Origin of the sequence: Paenibacillus sp. PK3_47 (assembly GCF_023520895.1) — a bacterium.
GTDB lineage: Bacteria > Bacillota > Bacilli > Paenibacillales > Paenibacillaceae > Paenibacillus_AQ.
The window spans coordinates 2651794-2671655 of record NZ_CP026029.1 but is presented as its reverse complement, the minus strand read 5'-3'; the positions used below and the strand labels follow the sequence as shown (position 1 = coordinate 2671655).

Here is a 19862-nt window from a genome sequence, read left to right as displayed (position 1 = left end):
CAATTTCATATCACCTGAATAATGACTGCAGCAGGCCCGTTTGTTACGATACGTGTGCTCTGTTTGAGTGTGTCCCGAGGGACTTGCTCTAAGGCGGTATATTACTGATGGTGGATGATTTAGTTAAGAACACGCGAAGCGTCATAATGGCCTCTTTACGGCTGTTGTTCTCTTTGTGATTAACCGTGCTCTTGCAGCACGGTTTTTTCTGTTTTCCACAAGAGTGACAACACCATATAAATGAGGGCAAAGACTGCCGTAGTGGCATTCTTTGCCCTTTTTTGCGTTAGGAAAAAAGCCTGCTGAACCAGGAGAAGATTAGAGGAGGATGTAAGTTGAACCTGCAAAGCTTAAATACACTGGAATACGGGGACATCAAAGAGGACCTGGCGGGATATGCCGTATCCTATGAGGGCAGACGATATGTAAGTGAAATGACGCCGATGACCCATCTGACTGCCATTCACCGGGCACTGGAGGAAGCGGAGGAGGCCAAGGAGCTGCTGGAAAAGGGCTCAAGTGTGCCGCTGCCTTCGCTTGAAGGCATTGAATGGATGATGTCACTGCTTGGAACAGGCTACTTGTACAACGAGCAGGACCTGATGGCAGTATCCACCTTTCTGCACAGCTGCGGCCAGCTGCGGAAGTACATGGCCTCCAAGGAGCATACAGCACCGCGTATTGCCGCTTATGCAGCATCGCTGATGGAGCTTAGGGCTGTAAGAGAAGAGATTGAGCGCTGTATCCGCTTCGGTGTAATCGAAGATCAGGCGAGCAAGGGGCTCGAAAGAGTGCGCAAGCGTATTGCTGTGGCCAAAGACCGGCTGAACAGGAAGCTGGAGAGCATTATGTCCAGACATCAAACTATCCTGCAGGAGAGTCTGGTCAGCATGCGGGGCGGTCGGTACGTTATTCCCGTCAAGCGTGAGTATCATAAGCAGATCAAAGGGACAGTCCTGGATCAGTCTACAAGCGGGCAGACAGTGTTCGTTGAGCCCTATGAGATAGCTGCCCTTCAAGGCGAGCTGGAGCTGCTGACAGCGGATGAGGCGCGGGAGGAGGGCATCATTCTCAGTATGCTGAGCGGTCTCGTGGAACAGGAGCAGGGAGCACTGCGGCTGAACATTGAGGTAACGGGCACCTATGATTTTATTTTTGCCAAAGCGAAATATGCACGGACGCTTGGGGCACGGAGAGTGAGCCTGAACGAACACGGGTATTTGAAAATGAACGGAGGCAGACATCCCAAGCTAAACAGCATGGTGCCGGTCAGTCTGGAGTTTGGCAGAGAGTACAAATCGCTGATCGTCACAGGACCGAATACCGGCGGAAAGACGGTCGTGCTGAAAACGCTGGGTCTTTTGACTGTAATGGTGCAATCCGGGCTGCTGGTGCCTGTGGAAGAGGGCAGCGATTTCCCCGTATTTACGGATGTCATCAGTGTCATCGGGGACGGACAGAGCCTGACGCAGTCGCTGAGCACCTTTTCCGCACAGATGAAGAGCATCGAGGGAATGCTGCGGGATGCCAATAAAGGGGTGCTGCTGCTGATCGATGAGCTGGCGGCAGGCACAGATCCGGGGGAAGGCTTCGCGCTGTCCATTGCTATTCTGGAGGAGCTGAACCGTAAAGGGGCAAATGTTATTGTCACTACCCACTTCAACGAGCTAAAAGCCTTTGCAGCCGCAACTCCCGGCTTCCAGAATGCACGGATGGAGTTCGACAAGGATACGCTGCAGCCGCTCTACCGCCTGACCATCGGGGAAGCAGGGGAGAGCTATGCGCTGCAGATTGCGCAGAAGCTGGGTATTCCGGAGAATGTTATCGAACGTTCACGCCAGTTGGCAGCCCGGCAGCAGAGGCCGGAAAACAGCGGTCTGTGGACCAGCCGGATACCGGATTACGGAAGCGTTCAGGAGCCGGGCCGTATAGACTCACCTGAAAGTTCAGAACAGGTTCAGAAAGCGGAGCCGGAGCCGGAGTCAGATTCTCAAGCTGAAGCCGTCCGGCAGCATTCTTTTGAAATAGGGGATGCGGTATATGTCACTTCGCTGGGCAGACGGGGAATTGTGTACGAGAAGCGGGACACGCGGGGAATGGTCGGTGTGATGATCCGGCAGCAAAAAATGCGTATCAACCATAAAAGGCTGAAGCCTTACCTTTCCAAAGAGGAGCTTTATCCTGAGGATTATGATTTTGATATTATTTTTGAGAGCAAGGATACCCGTAAAAAGCGCAAGCTGATGAGGAAAAAACATGTGGAGGGATTGACGATTGTCCACAAGGAAGAGGAGCTGTAGCGGTTAAAATACCGGCTGAGGTCTGCCCGCGAGGGCAGGCCTTTTGACACTTCAGGAAAGAGGTTACAATTATGAAGCTTCACATTAGTGCAATTATTGTATATCCTATATATAGTTTGTTTGTTAAAACTAATGAATTAAAAATTTATGCAGGTTGTGATATATATAACTTATATTGAAATAGGAATAGACTTTTTAGAGGAACAATTTAGTAAAATCAATATTAGAGAGCGCTTACAATTGACTGATTAAGAATTAGCCGGCTTCTGTGGAAGTCTCTTTACTGGCTGACTTGAGAAAGGAAAGAATACATGGTTAGACGAAAACTTGGCGGATTGCTTATGGTCATGGCGCTAGTGCTGTCAGCATGCGGTTCCTCAGGTCCCGGCAGTGATCCATATGCAATGCGATTTGCCAAAAAGGCGGACGAAGCCGTAGCGGGCGGTACAGTTACCTATGCGTATACTTCACCGTTTCAGGGCTTGTTTGAGCCGGCCTTTTTTGAGGGAGAAGATGATTCCAACGTACTCGATTTCATAACAGAAGGCATGTTCACTGTAAAAGAGGATCTGACCACCGTCCCGAATATTGCCACCTGGCAGGAATCAGAAGACCATACGGTGTTCACGTTCAGAATCCGTCCGGGAGTACGCTGGCATAACGGGGACGAGCTGACGGTGGAGGACTGGAAATTTGCGCTCGAAACGATTGCCAGCCCAGACTATACAGGTTCACGCTACTACAGTGTAGAGATGATTAAGGGAGCGGAAGAGTATCATAACGGACAGGCAGAGGAGATTTCCGGTATTAAGGTTATAGATCCTTACACTATAAGGATAACGGTAAATGCGGCACGGGTGAACACCATTGACAATCTCTGGCCTTATCCAATGAACAAGAAGTATTATAGTGGCATTGCCGTAAAAGATATGGCGGACAGCGACCAGGTGCGCAAGCGGCCGATTGGTATCGGCCCGTTTGAGATTACGGCGATCCAGCCGGGACAGCTGGTGGAAATGAAACGGTTCGACGATTACTACCGCGGGAAGGCGCTTTTGGACGGTGTAGTCTATAAAGTTATTGATGACAAGGAATTTACCGGGCTTTTTGCAGAACAGGCCATTGATATCGCTACTGCGCCCCGTGATGCTTATGCAGCGCTGAAGGAGCTTGACCATGTAACGGTTATGCAGTCACCCGAGCTGTCTTATGAATATATCGGCTTCAAATTCGGGCACTGGGATGAAGAAGCACAGCAGAATGTTATGGATAATCCCAAATTTGCGGATAAGCAGTTAAGGCAGGCGATGTATTATGCACTGGACCGGCAGGGCATTCTTGACCAGTTTTCCTACGGGCTTGGAACCCTGACTGAAACGCCGATTCCAAGCTCCAGCTGGGCCAATATCGATGACTCCGAGATCAATACCTATCCTTACAGTCCGGACAAGGCTAAGGCGCTGCTTGATGAAGCCGGATACGCGGATACAGACGGCGATGGCCTCCGGGAGAATCCGGAGGGGCAAAAGCTGGTCATCAACTATGATGCGATGAGCGGCAGTACGACGGCCGAACAGCGGACGGAGGCCATTATCCGGAACTGGCGGGCTGTAGGTCTGGATGTGCGGCTTAACGGCGGGGCACTAAAGGAACTGAACACGTTCTATGAAGCAGTGGAAAATGACGATCCCACGGTTGAGCTGTTTAATGGCGTGTGGGGACTGGCAAGTGATCCAGATCCTTCGGGCCTGTGGCGCTCTACCGATCTGTGGAATTATTCCCGCTGGTCCTCAGAGCGCAGTGAAGAGCTGATCCGTGAAGGTGTAAGCAACAAATCTTATGATTTCGAGCACCGCAAGCAGGTGTACTACGAGTGGCAAAAGCTGGTGAACGAAGAGGTTCCGATGATTTTTATTGCCGAGCGTTCAACCATTACGGCTGTCAGCGAGCGTCTGCAGGGTGTCACGGTCAATTCCATCACAAATATTGTGAGCCCTCATAAGTGGTGGATTAAGGAAGTCAATTAGATGAAGAAGACTGCAGGAGCGGCATCCCCCGGGATGAAAGCTCTTGCAGTTTTTCGTTTTTAAAGGGGTTCTGTCCGGGTACAGCTATAATTTTTTTGTAAAACAGGCATCAAAATGAAGTTTTGTTCGTCATATACATTATAGAATAGAAGCCGCCGCTGTCCGGAAGCTGTCGTTATTTGTTGTTTCTTTTTGCACGCCAAGTGATTACAATAGAAATATTGTTTGTGTGTCAAAGGAAATTCCCAGGTTTATTAATTTTTAGAATGACCCTTAATCCTGAAAGGGGGAACACTAAGACCGGATGGGGTAGAGCATAACAGCCGAGAGAAGTTCAGTCATGACTGCTTGGTATGACACAGGCAAGCATTATAAATAGATCAGACATTCGTCTGTATATTCCACCATAAAGAAGGAATTTATTTATGAAAAAGAAGAAAAAAATGAAAAAAAGGTATATAGCCCTTATAGCCTTAGTGGTTATTTTGGCCGGAGGGTTTATATTCCAGAAGCCGCTGGCGGTTTTGGCCTTTGATCTGTTTCTGTCGGATCAGGTCGAGAGTAAGCTGGCCGAGGAATCGTATCAGCCTCTGGTTAGAGAAGATAATACCGTTAAGCCGGAGCCTGTCGTATACAAAAGTGATCCGTTCTCCTTAATGCTGCTGGGTACGGACCAGCGCGGCAATGAAACCGCACGTTCGGATACGATGATCTATGCTGTTGTCCGTCCTGAGGATTACAAACTGCTGCTGATATCCATCCCCCGCGATACGTACACCGAGATTATCGGGTATAAGGATAACAAGAAGGATAAAATCACCCATGCCTATGCGTTCGGAGGCCAGCAAATGGCCAAAGATACGATGGAGGCGCTGCTGGGCCATGATATCCAATATTATGCGACCATTAATTTTCAGGGGCTGAAGGACGCGGTGGATGCCATTGGCGGTGTTCCGCTGCCGATCAAGAAGACCATCGTCAATAAGGGCAAGGACCATGAGAAGTTCACGATTGAGGGCGGCAAATCCAATTACAGCGGTGAAGAGGCGCTCAATTATACCCGTTACCGGGAGGACAGTGACTTTAACCGGACCAAACGCCAGCAGGTATTTATTGATGTTGTTGCGAATAAAATGTTATCGATCAGCCAAATCGGCAAAATTCCCGAGCTGCTGGACATTATGGGCGAAAACTTCAAGACAGATATGGAGCCTTCCATGATTATCGATCTCGCCAAGAAATTCATGGGCGGCAAAGACATGGATATTTCCAGCTTCACTGTCATGGGGGAAGGCAAGCGCATTGATGGTGTGTATTATGATGTCATTGATGAAGAGGACCTTAGCGAAGCCCAGGCCATGATTGACAACTGGATGAAAGCCAGCACGCCGGCAAGCCAGCTGATTGAACCGGGTAAAGCCGAAAATGCACTGGAGCCCAAAGCTACAGCACAAGCACAGTAAACCGTCTTTATTTATACAATATCCACAAAAGCAGCAGCCATTTGCAACGTTAGTGGCTGCTGCTTACTGTCTTCATGGTATAATAGAGTGGAACTAATTGCTGACTGAAGCGTATGACTACAGTGGCCCTATGCCAAGGGAAAGAGACAAGACAATTCCTTCGGAACTCTTTGAGGAGGATCAAGAGATGAATATTGCGTTTTTTTTGCTTCCGAAACAGGAAGTGGCCTGCGTCACGCTGGATTCGACGCTGCGCCAGACCCTGGAGCGGATGGAGTTTCACCGCTATACTGCTGTGCCGATTCTTGGACGGAACGGGGAGTATGCAGGAACTGTAACGGAAGGTGACCTGCTCTGGTACATGAAGGATTCGGGCGGAACGGTTACTTTTGAGAATGCTTCCAAATTTCTGCTTAAGGATGTGCCTCTGCGGATGAATAATCTGCCGGTATCGATTGACGCCGACATGGAGGACCTTATCAACCTGGCCAAGGTACAGAATTTTGTGCCGGTGGTCGATGATATGAACCGGTTCATCGGCATTGTCCGGCGGAGCCAGATTATTGAATATTGTGAAAAGGTTGTCTCACGCCAGTCACAGGAATCGTTATAACTTACTGATTGCGGCACAAGCAGAATGCTTTAAGGCCTGTACTTCCGGCAACTCTCGGAATGCGGGCCTTTTTTGGAAATAGGTCACTTATTTTACCCGGATAACCGCCCCTCTCCAGAAGCGCGGGCGTCCCGTGTAGCTGGGAAATATTTATGCTATAATGGAGAATAATGCTTTTTGCCGGAGGTAGAGAAACGTGCCCAATGTGCCGAGGGATCTGGATGTAGCCAAACGCGCCAAGGTAATTGAGTGGTTAAAGACCGAAGTGATTGATCAAATCTCGCGGTTATTCAAGGCATTATGGGAAGGCAGCACCGCCCGTGTGGGCGACAGTCTGGCCAGCCTGATTATGAGCTCATATATTCTGGGGCGCAGATTGGGAATCCCCTACCGTGAGCTGGATGATCTGTTAACAGAGAAGCTGAGAAAGCACAGACAAGAAGGCCATCAGCTCGAAGAGTGGTACCAGGACATATCTGCGTTAGAAGACCATATGCGTAAGAGGTGAATACTGTTGAAATTTCGCTGGACATCTGTGGCATGGAGCGTTGCTTACCTGCTGCTGCTGCTATCCTTATCAACCCCGCTGCTCATTATTACAACTCTATTTTTAATTATTCCGGCCGTAGTGCTGTTTACTACCCTGAGTACCCGGCAGTTCATCATGCATCTTGTGCCGGTACTAGTCATCGTCGGTTTGATCACGCCTGTTTATATTTTGTTAGCGGTCTATTTCCTGATCCCGGCCCTTGTTATGGGACGCTGGTACAGGAAAAGGGCTTCGGCCATGTCGACGATCCTCGCAGGCATGGTTACCATTTTAGGCGAGTTTTTGCTGCTGCTGCTGCTCGGGACAGCATTGTTCAATTTTGACCTCTCCACCTATGTGAATGATATGCTGCAGATGGTCACTTCGCCGCTCTCGGATCTGGGTACCGTCAATCCGCTGATGGCAGATCTGAATTTCACATCAGAAGATGTGAACACGCTGAGCTACATGACCATTCAGATTATTCCAATGACATTGATTGTGAGTTCCTTTATGATGGCAGTTATCACCCATTCGATTGTTCGTCCCATTCTGAACAGCATGGACTATGCAGTGCCCCGACTAAAGCCTGCACGGGAATGGAGACTTTCAAGATCCTTCATCTGGTATTATCTGCTCGGTGTCGTAATCAATATGCTGTTCGGCGCTTCGGACAGCAGCTTTATGTTAATGATCTCCGCCAATCTGCTGCCGCTTCTGCGCATTGGATTCATGATCCAGACCATCGGATTCCTGTTCTTCCTCGTATATGAGCGCAAATGGAGCAAGATTGTGGCAATACTACTCACGGTGCCGGTTCTTATGCTGCCGGGCTTGTGGATTATCGGTATTATTGACATGGCGTTCCCGCTGCGGGAGCTTGTGACGAAATCGAAACGATAGGATGAGAGCTCATGCCTAAATTTCTGCAAAGACGCTGGCACGGCTATCATACCGTATGGGCGTTTATGCTGCTGCTGGTCCTTATTATAGTGGTCAGTATCTATAACTGGGTTCTGGGCGTCACCAGTTTATTCCTGGCCGGCACCTTGTGCTTCTCCATGCTGAAGGCGGAGATTTCATTCCGCCGGAATCTGGTGGAATATATCAACGGGCTGTCCTTCCGGATCAAACGGGTGGAAGGCGAAGCGGTCAGCATGCTTCCGCTTGGCATTATCCTGTACAGCGAAGACCGTAAAATAGAATGGAATAACCGCAATGCCGGGGATATTTTTTCCCGCAAATCCCTGGTGGGCGAATCGCTTCAGGACCTGCTGCCGGATATTATGCCTTCTTTGACCGCAGGCGCCCCGGCCAAACGGGAGGCTGCCAAAGACCATCATGCACTTAAGGATATCAGGCATGAAGTGGTTGTCGATGATCGGTATTATCAGGTGGTAGCCATTCCAAGCGAGCGGCTGCTCTACCTCGATGATATCACTGAACTTGTCGTACTCCGTGAACGTTACGAGGAAGAGAAGCTGGCGATCGGCATTGTGATGATGGACAATCTGGATGAAGCTGCCCAGGGCATGGATGATCAGCAGCGCACATCGCTGATTGCCAAGGTCACCAGTGAAATTACGGAATGGAGCAGGCAGTTCGATGTCTATCTGCGGAGACTATCCTCGGAACGTTATCTGATGCTGCTGAATCACCGCAGTCTGCAGGCGCTGGAGGAGAGCCGGTTCGTCATTCTTGACGAGGTGCGGGAAATGACCGCTGATCTGAAGGTGCCGATGACGCTTAGCATCGGGCTTGCTTACGGATCGGAATCCGCCAGTGAACTGGGCGCGCTTGCGCAATCCAGCCTGGACATGGCCCTGGGCCGCGGCGGGGACCAGGCTGCAGTGAAGTCGGGGCAGCGGCTGTCCTTCTATGGCGGCAAGAGCAATGCTGCCGAGAAACGGACGAGAGTACGCGCCCGGGTCATCGCCCATGCGCTGCGCGATCTTATGCAGGAGAGCGACAGAGTGCTGATAATGGGCCACCGGACACCGGATATCGACGCTGTCGGTGCTGCTATTGGTCTTTTAAAGGCCGCACAAATGTATAATGTCGAAGCAAGTATTGTCATGGAAGGGCCGAATCCGTCCATTACAAGAATGATGGAGCAGATCAAACGTGATGAAGAGCTGTATAAAACATTCATAACTACAGAGCAGGCGCTGCAGGTCATGACTGAGCATACACTGCTGATCGTAGTGGATACACATAAAGCATCAATGACGATGGAGCCGCGTCTCGTGCAGTATGCCAGCCGGATTGTGGTTGTTGACCACCACCGCCGGGGCGAAGAATTCATTAACGATGCCGTGCTGGTATACCTTGAGCCTTACGCTTCATCCACCTGCGAGCTGGTGACCGAGCTGCTGCAGTACATCCATGACAAGATCAAGCTCAGCCCGCTGGAGGCAACGATGCTGCTCGCCGGAATAACGGTCGATACTAAGCATTTTGCGCTGCATACAGGATCGCGGACATTCGAAGCAGCCGGATTCCTGCGCCGGATCGGGGCAGACACCATTCTGATTCAGCGGATGCTGAAGGAGGATCTGCAGGAGTATATCTCCAAGGCGGAAATCATCAAACATGCGCGGATGGTGTACGACCATATAGCGCTTGTTGTAACATCACCGGGGATGAAAATTCCGCAGCTCCTGATTGCCCAGACGGCGGATACGCTGCTGGGAATGACCAATGTTGTAGCTTCCTTCGTGATCAGCGAGCGGCCTGACGGCCTGATCGGCATCAGTGCCCGTTCACTGGGACGGATGAATGTACAGGTGGTTATGGAAAAGCTGGGCGGCGGCGGGCATTTATCCAATGCGGCTGTCCAGCTGGAAGGAACATGCAAGGAAGCAGAGGCCAGACTGCTGGAAGTGCTGGCTGAAATTGAAGCGAAAGAGGGGCTATTCGAATGAAGGTCATTTTCATAAAAGATGTTAAAGGTCAAGGCAAGAAAGGCCAGGTTAAAGAGGTATCCGAGGGCTATGCAACGAATTTCCTGCTCCCGCGCGGATTGGTCCGTCCGGCTACAGAAGGCAATGTGAAGACGCTGGAGAACCAGAATGCTGCAGAACAGCGCCGCAAGGATCAGGAGAAGGAAGAAGCACAGCTGCTGGGCAAGAAGCTGGACGAGCTGACGCTGACGATGAAAGCCAAAGCTGGTGAAGGCGGCCGGCTGTTCGGTGCCATTACGAGCAAACAAATCGCTGAATTCCTGGCTTCCTCCCAGGGCATTACGATCGACAAGCGCAAAATTGAACTGAATGATCCAATCCGTCATGTAGGCACCTTCCAGGTTGGCGTTAAGCTGCATACCGAAGTAAAGGCCCGGTTCACGGTTCAGGTAACGGAGGAGTAAAATGGGCGGAGATCTCTTTTTCGATCGGATCCCCCCGCAGAACCTGGAGGCCGAGCAGGCCGTTCTGGGTGCTATTCTGATTCACGATGAAGCGCTGATTACCGCGATGGAGCGGGTGAATACCGAAGACTTCTACGACAAACCGCATCAGATGATCTTTGAGGCGATGGTGCAGCTTGGAGAAGAGAGCCAGCCGATTGACCTGATTACACTGACCTCCCGGCTGCAGGATAAGGGAGAGCTTGAGGATATCGGCGGTGTCAGCTATTTGGCTAAGCTGGCACATGCAGTACCGACCGCAGCCAATGTGGATTACTACGCCCAGATCATTGAAGAAAAGGCAATGCTGCGGCGGCTCATCCGTACAGCAACGCAGATAGCCAGCGAAGGCTATACCGGCGGTGAGGATGTAGGGATCATGCTGAGCGATGCCGAGCGGCGGATCCTGGAAATCTCCAACCGGCGCAGCGGCAGCGGCTTTATTGCAATCCGTGATGTCGTAATGGAAGTATTTGACCGTGTGGAGATGCTCCATCAGAATAAAGGGAACACCTCGGGGATTCCGACCGGCTTCGTTGACCTCGATCATATGACCAACGGATTTCAACGCAATGACCTGATCATTGTGGCCGCCCGCCCTTCTGTCGGCAAGACGGCGTTCGCGCTGAATATCGCCCAGAATGTGGCGGTCCGCGCCAGAGAGACCGTAGCGATTTTCAGTCTGGAAATGTCAGCGGCGCAGCTGGTACAGCGTATGATCTGCGCCGAGGCTAATCTGGATGCTAATATTATGCGTACTGGCCAGATCAAGGAAGATGATGACTGGTCCAAGCTGACGATGGGCATCCAGGCCTTATCCGAGTCGGAAATCTATATTGATGATACTCCGGGGATTACAGTTACCGATATCCGTGCGAAATGCCGCAGGCTGAAGAAGGAAAAGGGCCTTGGCATGATTGTCATTGACTATCTGCAGCTGATTCAGGGACGGGGCAAGCCTGGTGAGAACCGCCAGCAGGAGGTCTCGGATATCTCCCGTACGCTGAAGCAGATTGCCCGTGAGCTCGATGTGCCGGTCATTGCCCTGTCCCAGCTTAGCCGCGGTGTAGAGCAGCGGCAGGATAAACGCCCAATGATGAGTGACCTTCGTGAATCTGGATCAATCGAGCAGGATGCCGACATCGTTGCGTTTCTGTACCGTGATGATTACTATAACCAGGATACAGAGAAGAAGAATATCATCGAAATTATTATTGCCAAACAGCGTAACGGTCCGGTTGGCACCGTGGAGCTCGTGTTCCTCAAAAACTTTAACAAGTTCGTTAACTACGAGCGGGCACACGCCGAACCTTTTGCCGGATAAATCAATATTGTATAATACCCGAACGATTGCACATTTCATTGTGTAATCGTTCGTTTTTATTTGACTTTAAAAAGTACCGCTGTTACACTGGTTATTGTGCTTTAGCGGGTTAAACCGCTTTGGTGTCCGGAGGGCTGGGTACATAGGAACATCGTACAGAGCCCATATTATGAAAAATAATGGTGCTTGCTAGCACCTACGGAGGAATGAACATGTCAACGGTAGTCGTCGTGGGAACACAGTGGGGAGACGAAGGCAAAGGGAAGATCACGGACTTTCTGGCAGAAAGCGCAGATGTGGTCGCCCGGTATCAAGGGGGTAACAATGCCGGTCACACGATTCTGATTGACGGAAAGAAGTTCAAGCTGAGCTTGATTCCATCTGGTGTATTTTATAAAGAGAAAACTTGTGTTATCGGTAACGGAATGGTTATTAACCCGGATGCCCTGATTCAAGAAATTAATTATATTCATGAGAATGGCTTTGATACCAAAAACCTGGTAATCAGCGACCGCGCTCACGTCATTATGCCGTACCATATGGTCCTGGATGCCCTGGAAGAAGACCGTAAAGGCCCGAACAAGATTGGTACCACACGCAAAGGGATCGGTCCGGCTTACATGGATAAGGCTGCACGCAACGGAATCCGGATTGCCGACCTGATGGACGCTGAAGAATTTGAACTGAGACTCCGCCATCTGGTGCAGGAGAAGAATCAGGTCATTACACAGGTATACGGAGCGGAAGCGCTGGATGTAGAAGAGATCCTGGTAAAATATCTGGAATACGCCGAAGTGCTCCGTCCTTACGTTACAGATACTTCTGTTATTCTGAACAATGCTATTGATGCGGATTCCAAAGTGCTGTTCGAAGGCGCACAGGGTGTTATGCTCGATATCGACCAGGGGACTTATCCGTATGTAACCTCTTCGAATCCTTCGGCCGGGGGTGTCTGCATCGGTTCCGGTGTCGGCCCGTCCAAGATTCAGCAGGTTATCGGCGTAGCCAAAGCTTACACCACCCGTGTCGGCGATGGTCCTTTCCCTACAGAGCTTAACGATGCAACAGGTGATTATATCCGTGAGACTGGTCATGAGTACGGTACGGTAACCGGCCGCGCACGCCGTGTAGGCTGGTTTGACAGTGTCGTTGTACGCCATGCCCGCCGGGTCAGCGGAATTACCGGTCTCTCCCTTAACTCACTGGATGTGCTTAGCGGCCTGGAAACAGTTAAGATCTGCACAGGCTACAAATACCGCGGTGAAGTCATTACCCACTATCCGGCAAGCCTTAAGATGCTGGCCGAATGTGAAGCGGTGTATGAGGAGCTTCCAGGCTGGAGTGAGGATATTACAGGCGCGAAGACGCTTGAAGATCTGCCTGAGAACACACGCAGATATGTTGAGCGCGTATCCGAGCTGACAGGCATTCCGATTGCCATCTTCTCTGTCGGCCGTAACCGCGAGCAGACGAATCAAGTACTGCCTATCTATATTTAAGTTACAGCTTTTGAAGGGGCCCTGCGGGGTCCCTTTTTGTTTTGATTTTTGCAGATGAAGGTTTCCCCAAGCATGTTCCAGTCAATACTGGAAGGATAGGAAGAGCGCACTGATTCTTCAGGAAAATGGACTGTGAACAAATGCGAGGGGAGAAATGTAAAGATGAAGATAGCAAAGTATCTGCTGGGCGTATGTCTGGTTGCCGTGCTTGCGAGCGGACTGTCCATATTGACTACGGCATATGTGGTCAATACTTACATTCATTCGGTGCTGGCAAGCTTTGATATTAAGCTGGATACGCCAGGACCGGGAATCGGCGGATTCATGAAAAGCCTGACAGGAACGGCAACGAAGGTGAAGGAGGATACTGCGGCTTCTGGAGAGGATCAGAAGGCTGCTCCGACGGCTGTCACGGACACAGAGGAAGAGGACGAAAATACCGGAGCACCCGTAGAGGAAAAAGTGCCTGAAGATGCTCTGGCGGTCATGGGGCAGGCCGATGCTGCGGAGGAGCAAAGCAGCGGTGGGCAGGAACAGCAGCTGGTAATGACACCCGGTGATATGAGTGATTTGAAGAACAGTCTGCCCACCGACGAGAAAGCCAATATTTTCAATATTCTGATGACCAAGCTTCCTCAGGAGGAAATGCAAAAAATCTCCACTGCCATGGAAGACGGGCTGACCGAGAATGAAGTGCTGGAGCTTCAGCAGGTCATTGCTAAATATGTAAGTGACGAGGAATATAATACATTGATGAAAATGCTTACACCAAATTTTGCGCAAGAACTGCCTAATTAAAAAATGTCACTTTTTGGACACGGAAGGGCTGTTTAAAGTGCATAAATACTAACAAAACCCGCGAAAAACGCGGGTTTTGTGCTGTGGACAAAGTTGAAATTTTTCTGCAGCCTATGGTACAGTAAAAAAGGACTAAAAGCGGTTAATTTTTTGTAACCTTTTAATGGAGATTTTTAGTCCTCTACAGCAGGATTATTCATACTCATGCAAACGTACAAATAGATGCAGCACTGTATATAAAAGGGGTCGAACAACTGGCTTGAACGCTGCTTAAGCGAAAGTGTAAGGGCTGACTGAAAGGGAGAGTTTCATGAAGGGATTTAAATTCATGCGCCGGATGGGGAAGCTGCGGAGCAGTGAAGCCACACCCGCAGAAGCCGGTGCAAAAGGTCAAAAGGGCAGTAATGGCCCGGGAGATACGAATGTCTTTTATCAGGAAACCAAGCCCCGGAGAATCCGGCGCTCCTGGTTATTGGCTTCCGCGGGTCTGGTACTGCTGACTGCCTTTATCATCGGAGCGGAGAAGAAGTATGTAGCCGCTAATACGGTAACCTACTACAAGGTGCTCGTAAAGGGTGAAGAGATCGGCAGAATCAGCCAGGAGGCTGAGCTGGGACGGCTGTTTGAAGAGAAGCGCAAGGAATATCAGCTTAAATATCCGGATTCGGAAATGGTCCTGCAGACGGACGGTATAACAACAGAACCGGAGCGGGCCTATAAGCCGGAGGTGGATACCGAGGCTACACTGGACAAGCTGGACGGCATGCTTAAGGCCTATGCGGTGGGTGTCCAGCTCACTGTGGACGGAAAGGCTCTGGGGATTGTCAAAGACCAGGCTACAGCCAATGCGGTACTCGAAGGTGTGAAGAAACATTATGCGCCTCAGGTAGAGGCCTCACAGGGAGCACAGCTGAAGAGAACAGCGGCAACAACCTCGGCTGCAGCAGCTTCTGCAGGTCCGGATAAGATTGAATCGGCCGAGATTCAGGAAGAGGTTACAGTAGTACCGGTCAAGGCAGACCCTAATAAGGTGCTTACTGTAGAGGAAGCGGTCAAAGTATTGACTGAAGGTGAAGCGGAGCCGCTGGTCTATGTCGTACAGGAAGGCGATACCGTATCCGGCATTGCCAAGCGCTTTGAGATTACGCAGGCGGAGATTTTCAGCAACAATCCGGAAGTCAAGGAATTGACCCTGCAGATCGGAGATGAGCTTCAGCTGACTGTACCGCAGCCTGATCTTACGGTAGTTACTGTTGAGCAAGTTACAGAGCAGCTGGTTACAGAGCCGGAAGTCATCGTACGTAAAAGCGATCAGCTGGCCGCGGGCAAACGTAAGGTGGTACGCCCCGGACAGACCGGATTGAAGGAAATGGAGTATCGGGTCACGAAGGAAAACGGCCTCGTTGTGAAGGAAGAATGGCTCGGACAGACTGTACTGAAGGCTTCGCTGCCTGAGGTAGTCTACAGTGGAACCAAGGTTGTCGGTGAGGGAACAGGGATGTTCGCCTGGCCGGTATCAGGAGCCACCCTTTCCAGCAGCTTTGGCGAGCGGTGGGGGCGTGCCCACAAAGGCATCGATCTTGTATCCGGCAACCGGACGATCAAAGCCGCTGACGCCGGAGTCGTCACCTTTGCCGGTGTACAGAGCGGCTACGGCAATGTAGTCATCGTCGACCACAAGAATGGATATGTAACATACTACGGACATTTAAGAAGTATCTCCGTATCTGTCGGACAGCGCCTCTCACAGGGCGGGAAGATCGGAATCATGGGCAACACCGGACGTTCCACAGGCACTCATCTGCATTTTGAAATCCGCAAGAACGGAACAGCAGTCAATCCGCTTAAATATCTGAAATAATTCCTCTTATAAGCACAGCCGTCCGGAGATTTCCGGGCGGCTTTATATATTGAAGTTAGAAATATATTGATATGGTTCCGACGGATGTGGCACCGGGTCACAGGTATGTTAAAATAAAGGAATCAATGATAAGTACGCTTAGAAAGGTGAAGCTGAGCATATGCAGATGGGGACGATTCTGGTAGTAGATGATGAACAGCCTATTGCTGATATATTGAAATTCAATTTAGAAAAAGAAGGATATGAAGTAATCTGCGCCTTTGACGGGCATAGTGCTGTCGAGCTGGCTTTATCCTTACGGCCCGATCTGATGCTGCTGGATCTCATGCTTCCGGGCAAGGATGGTATGGACGTCTGCCGTGAGGTGCGCTCTGCCCATCTGGATCTTCCGATCATTATGCTCACAGCCAAAGACGGGGAGATTGACAAGGTGCTGGGGCTGGAGCTGGGGGCGGATGATTATGTTACCAAGCCTTTCAGTACACGGGAGCTGCTGGCCAGAGTGAAGGCGCAGATGCGCCGCCAGCATAAGCCGTCACCGCCGGATATCCTCAGTGAACGGACAGAGAGCAAACAGGGGGTTCATCATTTCGGACTGTTTGTCGATACCGATATGTACATGGTCTATAAGGACGGCGAGCCGCTTGATCTGACGCACCGTGAATATGAGCTGCTCTATTATATGATCCGTCATGCCGGCAAAGTAATGACCCGGGAGCATCTGCTGCAGGCCGTATGGGGATTCGAATATTTTGGTGATGTGCGGACCGTTGATGTAACGATCCGCCGCCTGAGAGAAAAAATTGAGGAGAACCCCAGCAAACCGGAATATATCTTTACCCGGCGCGGACTCGGTTATTTGATGCATAGCCCCAAAAGCGGGGGACTGTGATGAAGGTAATGTCCTTTTTCCGGACGATTCAGGCCAAGCTGATCATTATTTATGTTTTGCTGATCCTCATTGCCATGCAGCTGATCGGAGTGTATTTTGTCAGCTCCATGAAGAATTCCCTGACTGATAATTTCACCAAGGATCTCAAGGCACGGGCGGAAATGCTCTCGATCCTGACTGCAGACAAGCTGGGCAGCGAAGCAGGGTCGGCCGGAGATGAGACCGCAGTGGAAAGTCTGCGGGGCATGGTGAACAACCTGTACATCAGCGGAGCTGAAATTCAGGTGCTGGATGCAAGCGGCAAGATTATTACAACCTCTGTTCCCTCCCAAAATGACTATGTGGGCCAGCGCAACACGCAGACGGTAGTCAGCCGCGCCCTGCAGGGCATCAGCGATAATGAAGAATACATTATTGCTGATGACAATGTACGCAAGAAGGTTGTGGCCAAGCCGGTGCTCTCCGGAGATAAGGTGGTAGGTGCAATATACATTGCGGCGGATATGAAGGATCTGTATGCTACGATGAGCCGGATTAACAGCGTGTTTTTGACCGGATTGCTGCTGGCTCTGGCTCTTACCGCTGTGCTGTGTGTCATTCTTGCACATACGATCACACATCCCATCAAGGAAATGACCCGGCATGCCACTGCAGTTGCCGAGGGCCGGTTCAACCGCAAAATGCCGGTGTTCGGCAATGACGAGATCGGGCAGCTCAGCCAGGCGTTTAACTATATGACCGGAAGGCTGCGCGAAGCCTTATCACAGAATGAAGAGGAGAAGGAGAAGCTGGCGTCCATTCTGGCCAATATGAGTGACGGTGTGGTGGCTACTGACGAGAGCGGTGTCGTTATTCTGATGAATACCCGTGCAGCCCATATGCTCCGCTCGGAAGGTCCGCTGCCGGAAGGTGCCCCGTTTGATGAGCTGCTGGGCCTTGACCGGGAGCAGTCCGATTCACTTGCCCAGGGTAACGCACAGTCAGCGATGCTGCATTTGTCCCCAATGGGCGAAGAGGACGCGAATATTGTCCGGGTGACCTTCACTCCGATCCACCGGCGTGAAGGCGGCGGAATCGCCGGAACGATTGCTGTACTGCAGGATGTTACCGAACAGGAGAATCTGGAGGAATCGCGGCGCGAGTTCGTTGCGAATGTCTCGCATGAGCTGCGGACTCCGCTGACAACGATCAAGAGCTATGTGGAGGCGCTGGACGACGGGGCGCTCGATGATCCGCAGCTGGCTTCAAGGTTTGTGGGCGTCATCCGCAATGAGACGGAGCGGATGATCCGTCTTGTCACTGATCTGCTGCATCTCTCGAGGCTGGATTCCAAAGAATCCAGCCTGCGTATCCAGCAGACGGATATAGCGGAGATGCTGGAGGATGTTGCGGACCGTTTCTCCTTCCAGATCCGCCAGAAGCGGATTCACATCAGCACAAGAGTGCATGAAGAGGTGGCAGCAGCCTGGCTCGACCGTGATCAGATTGATCAGGTGCTGGGCAATCTCGTCTCCAATGCGCTGAAATATACGCCGGAAGGCGGAACGATCCAATTGGAGGCGCTGAAGAACGACGACGGAATGCTGGCTGTCTCTGTACGGGATTCCGGAATCGGGATTCCGAAAAAGGATATTGAGCGGATATTTGAACGCTTTTACAGGGTGGATAAGGCACGTTCACGCAATATGGGCGGAACTGGACTCGGACTTTCCATTGCCCGGGAAATTGTTAAGGCGCACGGAGGGTCTATTTCCCTTCAATCCGAGCTGAATGAGGGCTCTCTGGTAACATTTACGCTGCCTTTGCAGGAGCAAAGGGGGAGTGCGCTGTGAAGGAAAGAGTGAAATCATGGGTTCTGGCCCTGCTGGTTCTTGGAAGTCTTATAGAGAGCTATTACCTGATCTACCGGCTGCCTGGCAGCGACTCGGCTGTAATGTCAAAGAATCTGTACGTAAAGACAGATAATATGGGGCCGGAAGAAAAGGTTGAAAATCTGCTCTATCCTGATAAAATGATCATTCATATGGGTGAGGACAGGCACACCCTGTTTTATCCCGGTACTACCTTCTATGATCTGATCCTGAACCGGCTGAAGGGACGCGGCTTTGAGAGCTTCCAGCGGCGCTCGGTACAGGACTTTGACTGGGACAAGATCCGCAGTGAGAATTCAGGCATTGAGCTGTCCTTTGGCTCGGGTATTCCGGTAACGCTGCTGCAGCGCGTGATGCAGCTGTCTCCGGATTCACTGTTTGAAGGTGAGAGTATAGACCGAATCTGGATTTACAATGTCAAAAATGACTCTAAAGCACATGCCGTCTTTTTCAGTACCCGGGGCGACATTGTCTATGAAGCGGCAAAGGCCGATTTGACCGTACAGGACGTGCAGCAGCATGTCGATTTCGGCAAGAACTGGAGTCCTTACACGGCAGTGAACGGCGATTATTATCTGCCGCAGGACAAAGTATCGCTGGTCAAAGTAGAGATGCCATCCGGGATGTACACGATTGAACAAATGCAGAGCAATCTCTTCTTCGATGCCGGAAGCACCCGCTATATCCCGGAGAAGGATGGCTCAAAGATATACACGGACAGCAAGAAGAGCCTGCAGGTGGACCAGGAGCAGAACTGGATGAGCTACAGCGATCCGGCCGCGCTTCCTGCCGGAGACAGCACACCTGCGAAGGATGCGCTGGAAGCTGTCGATTTCGTCAACCAGCACGGGGGATGGAATGGAACTTACCGGCTGGCGGCAACGGAGGAAGGCAGACAGGAGCGCAAGGTTTCTTTTCAGCAGTATTACGGTTCCTATCCGATTATCAGCGTGCCGCAGATGCAGTATGGTGTAATTAATCTCGAGCTGCAGCAGGGTACAGTGTCTTTTTATGAACGCTCCCTGATGTACACCGAGGAGGATCAGGCAGTCAAACAGCTGGCCGAGCTGCCCGGCGGCGAAGAGCTGGAGAATAGGCTGGCCCGGCTGAGCCCGGATCTGCCGATTAAAGATCTGACCCCTGCTTATCTTCCCGTTGTAAAAGAGGAACAGCTGCTGCTGCAGCCGGTATGGCGGGTTACGTTTAGTGACGGCAGTATGGTTACGCTGGACTAGGCTATATAAATTAATCTGTATTGTGTATTTATGACCAAATTCAG

General features: G+C 50.9%; 15 protein-coding genes. All 15 read left to right on the top strand.

All coding sequences use genetic code 11. From position 1 onward, the window contains the following. Positions 1-335: 335 nt before the first annotated feature. The 15 genes from C2I18_RS11950 (at position 336) to C2I18_RS11880 (ending at position 19818) form a co-directional block, all read left to right on the top strand. Positions 336-2300, top strand: coding sequence for an endonuclease MutS2 (locus C2I18_RS11950; protein ID WP_249901394.1), 1965 nt, complete (start codon positions 336-338; stop codon positions 2298-2300). A gap of 311 nt (positions 2301-2611) precedes the next feature. Next, positions 2612-4327, top strand: coding sequence for an oligopeptide ABC transporter substrate-binding protein (gene opp4A / locus C2I18_RS11945; RefSeq protein ID WP_249901393.1), 1716 nt, complete (start codon positions 2612-2614; stop codon positions 4325-4327). A 425-nt stretch (positions 4328-4752) separates the two neighbouring features. After that, entirely contained in the window at positions 4753-5790 is a 1038-nt protein-coding gene (locus C2I18_RS11940; RefSeq protein ID WP_249901392.1) for an LCP family protein, read from the top strand. Between the two features lie 187 nt (positions 5791-5977). Continuing rightward, a complete protein-coding gene (locus C2I18_RS11935) occupies positions 5978-6403 on the top strand; it encodes a CBS domain-containing protein (RefSeq protein ID WP_249901391.1) in 426 nt (141 codons plus the stop codon). Positions 6404-6608: 205 nt separating this feature from the next. Beyond that, positions 6609-6911: a MazG-like family protein gene (locus tag C2I18_RS11930; RefSeq protein ID WP_249902094.1), complete on the top strand. Its 303-nt coding sequence runs from the start codon at positions 6609-6611 to the stop codon at positions 6909-6911. Between the two features lie 27 nt (positions 6912-6938). Next, complete coding sequence (locus tag C2I18_RS11925) at positions 6939-7835, top strand: DUF2232 domain-containing protein (RefSeq protein ID WP_249901390.1); 897 nt, start codon at positions 6939-6941, stop codon at positions 7833-7835. Positions 7836-7846: 11 nt separating this feature from the next. Then, on the top strand, positions 7847-9856 hold the full coding sequence (locus C2I18_RS11920; protein WP_249901389.1) for a DHH family phosphoesterase: 2010 nt from the start codon (positions 7847-7849) through the stop codon (positions 9854-9856). After that, the gene (rplI, locus tag C2I18_RS11915; RefSeq protein ID WP_249901388.1) at positions 9853-10299 is read left to right on the top strand and encodes a 50S ribosomal protein L9; all 447 of its coding nucleotides are present in this window, start codon (positions 9853-9855) and stop codon (positions 10297-10299) included. The genes C2I18_RS11920 and rplI overlap by 4 nt, the downstream gene beginning before the upstream one ends. A 1-nt stretch (position 10300) precedes the next feature. Beyond that, the gene (dnaB, locus tag C2I18_RS11910) at positions 10301-11662 is read left to right on the top strand and encodes a replicative DNA helicase (RefSeq protein ID WP_249901387.1); all 1362 of its coding nucleotides are present in this window, start codon (positions 10301-10303) and stop codon (positions 11660-11662) included. Between the two features lie 212 nt (positions 11663-11874). Next, the gene (locus C2I18_RS11905) at positions 11875-13161 is read left to right on the top strand and encodes an adenylosuccinate synthase (RefSeq protein WP_249901386.1); all 1287 of its coding nucleotides are present in this window, start codon (positions 11875-11877) and stop codon (positions 13159-13161) included. Positions 13162-13323: 162 nt separating this feature from the next. Then, positions 13324-13959 (top strand): hypothetical protein, encoded by a 636-nt coding sequence (locus tag C2I18_RS11900; RefSeq protein ID WP_249901385.1) that lies wholly within the window; start codon positions 13324-13326, stop codon positions 13957-13959. A gap of 310 nt (positions 13960-14269) precedes the next feature. Continuing rightward, positions 14270-15820 carry a M23 family metallopeptidase gene (locus C2I18_RS11895; RefSeq protein ID WP_249901384.1) on the top strand — a complete coding sequence of 517 codons (1551 nt, stop codon included), beginning with the start codon at positions 14270-14272 and terminating at the stop codon, positions 15818-15820. 160 nt (positions 15821-15980) lie between these two features. Further along, entirely contained in the window at positions 15981-16712 is a 732-nt protein-coding gene (yycF, locus tag C2I18_RS11890; protein ID WP_275100978.1) for a response regulator YycF, read from the top strand. Then, complete coding sequence (gene walK, locus C2I18_RS11885) at positions 16712-18544, top strand: cell wall metabolism sensor histidine kinase WalK (protein WP_249901382.1); 1833 nt, start codon at positions 16712-16714, stop codon at positions 18542-18544. The genes yycF and walK overlap by 1 nt, the downstream gene beginning before the upstream one ends. After that, positions 18541-19818: a YycH family regulatory protein gene (locus C2I18_RS11880; RefSeq protein WP_249901381.1), complete on the top strand. Its 1278-nt coding sequence runs from the start codon at positions 18541-18543 to the stop codon at positions 19816-19818. The genes walK and C2I18_RS11880 overlap by 4 nt, the downstream gene beginning before the upstream one ends. The last annotated feature ends 44 nt before the right edge of the window (positions 19819-19862 follow it).

Excerpts from the sequence above, each read along its gene's own strand:
- C2I18_RS11905 (WP_249901386.1), top strand. The coding sequence starts at position 11,875 with ATGTCAACGGTAGTCGTCGTGGGAACACAGTGGGGAGACGAAGGCAAA.
- C2I18_RS11935 (WP_249901391.1), top strand. The coding sequence starts at position 5,978 with ATGAATATTGCGTTTTTTTTGCTTCCGAAACAGGAAGTGGCCTGCGTC.
- C2I18_RS11920 (WP_249901389.1), top strand. The coding sequence starts at position 7,847 with ATGCCTAAATTTCTGCAAAGACGCTGGCACGGCTATCATACCGTATGG.
- walK (WP_249901382.1), top strand. The coding sequence starts at position 16,712 with ATGAAGGTAATGTCCTTTTTCCGGACGATTCAGGCCAAGCTGATCATT.
- yycF (WP_275100978.1), top strand. The coding sequence starts at position 15,981 with ATGCAGATGGGGACGATTCTGGTAGTAGATGATGAACAGCCTATTGCT.
- dnaB (WP_249901387.1), top strand. The coding sequence starts at position 10,301 with ATGGGCGGAGATCTCTTTTTCGATCGGATCCCCCCGCAGAACCTGGAG.
- rplI (WP_249901388.1), top strand. The coding sequence starts at position 9,853 with ATGAAGGTCATTTTCATAAAAGATGTTAAAGGTCAAGGCAAGAAAGGC.
- C2I18_RS11900 (WP_249901385.1), top strand. The coding sequence starts at position 13,324 with ATGAAGATAGCAAAGTATCTGCTGGGCGTATGTCTGGTTGCCGTGCTT.
- C2I18_RS11940 (WP_249901392.1), top strand. The coding sequence starts at position 4,753 with ATGAAAAAGAAGAAAAAAATGAAAAAAAGGTATATAGCCCTTATAGCC.
- C2I18_RS11895 (WP_249901384.1), top strand. The coding sequence starts at position 14,270 with ATGAAGGGATTTAAATTCATGCGCCGGATGGGGAAGCTGCGGAGCAGT.
- opp4A (WP_249901393.1), top strand. The coding sequence starts at position 2,612 with ATGGTTAGACGAAAACTTGGCGGATTGCTTATGGTCATGGCGCTAGTG.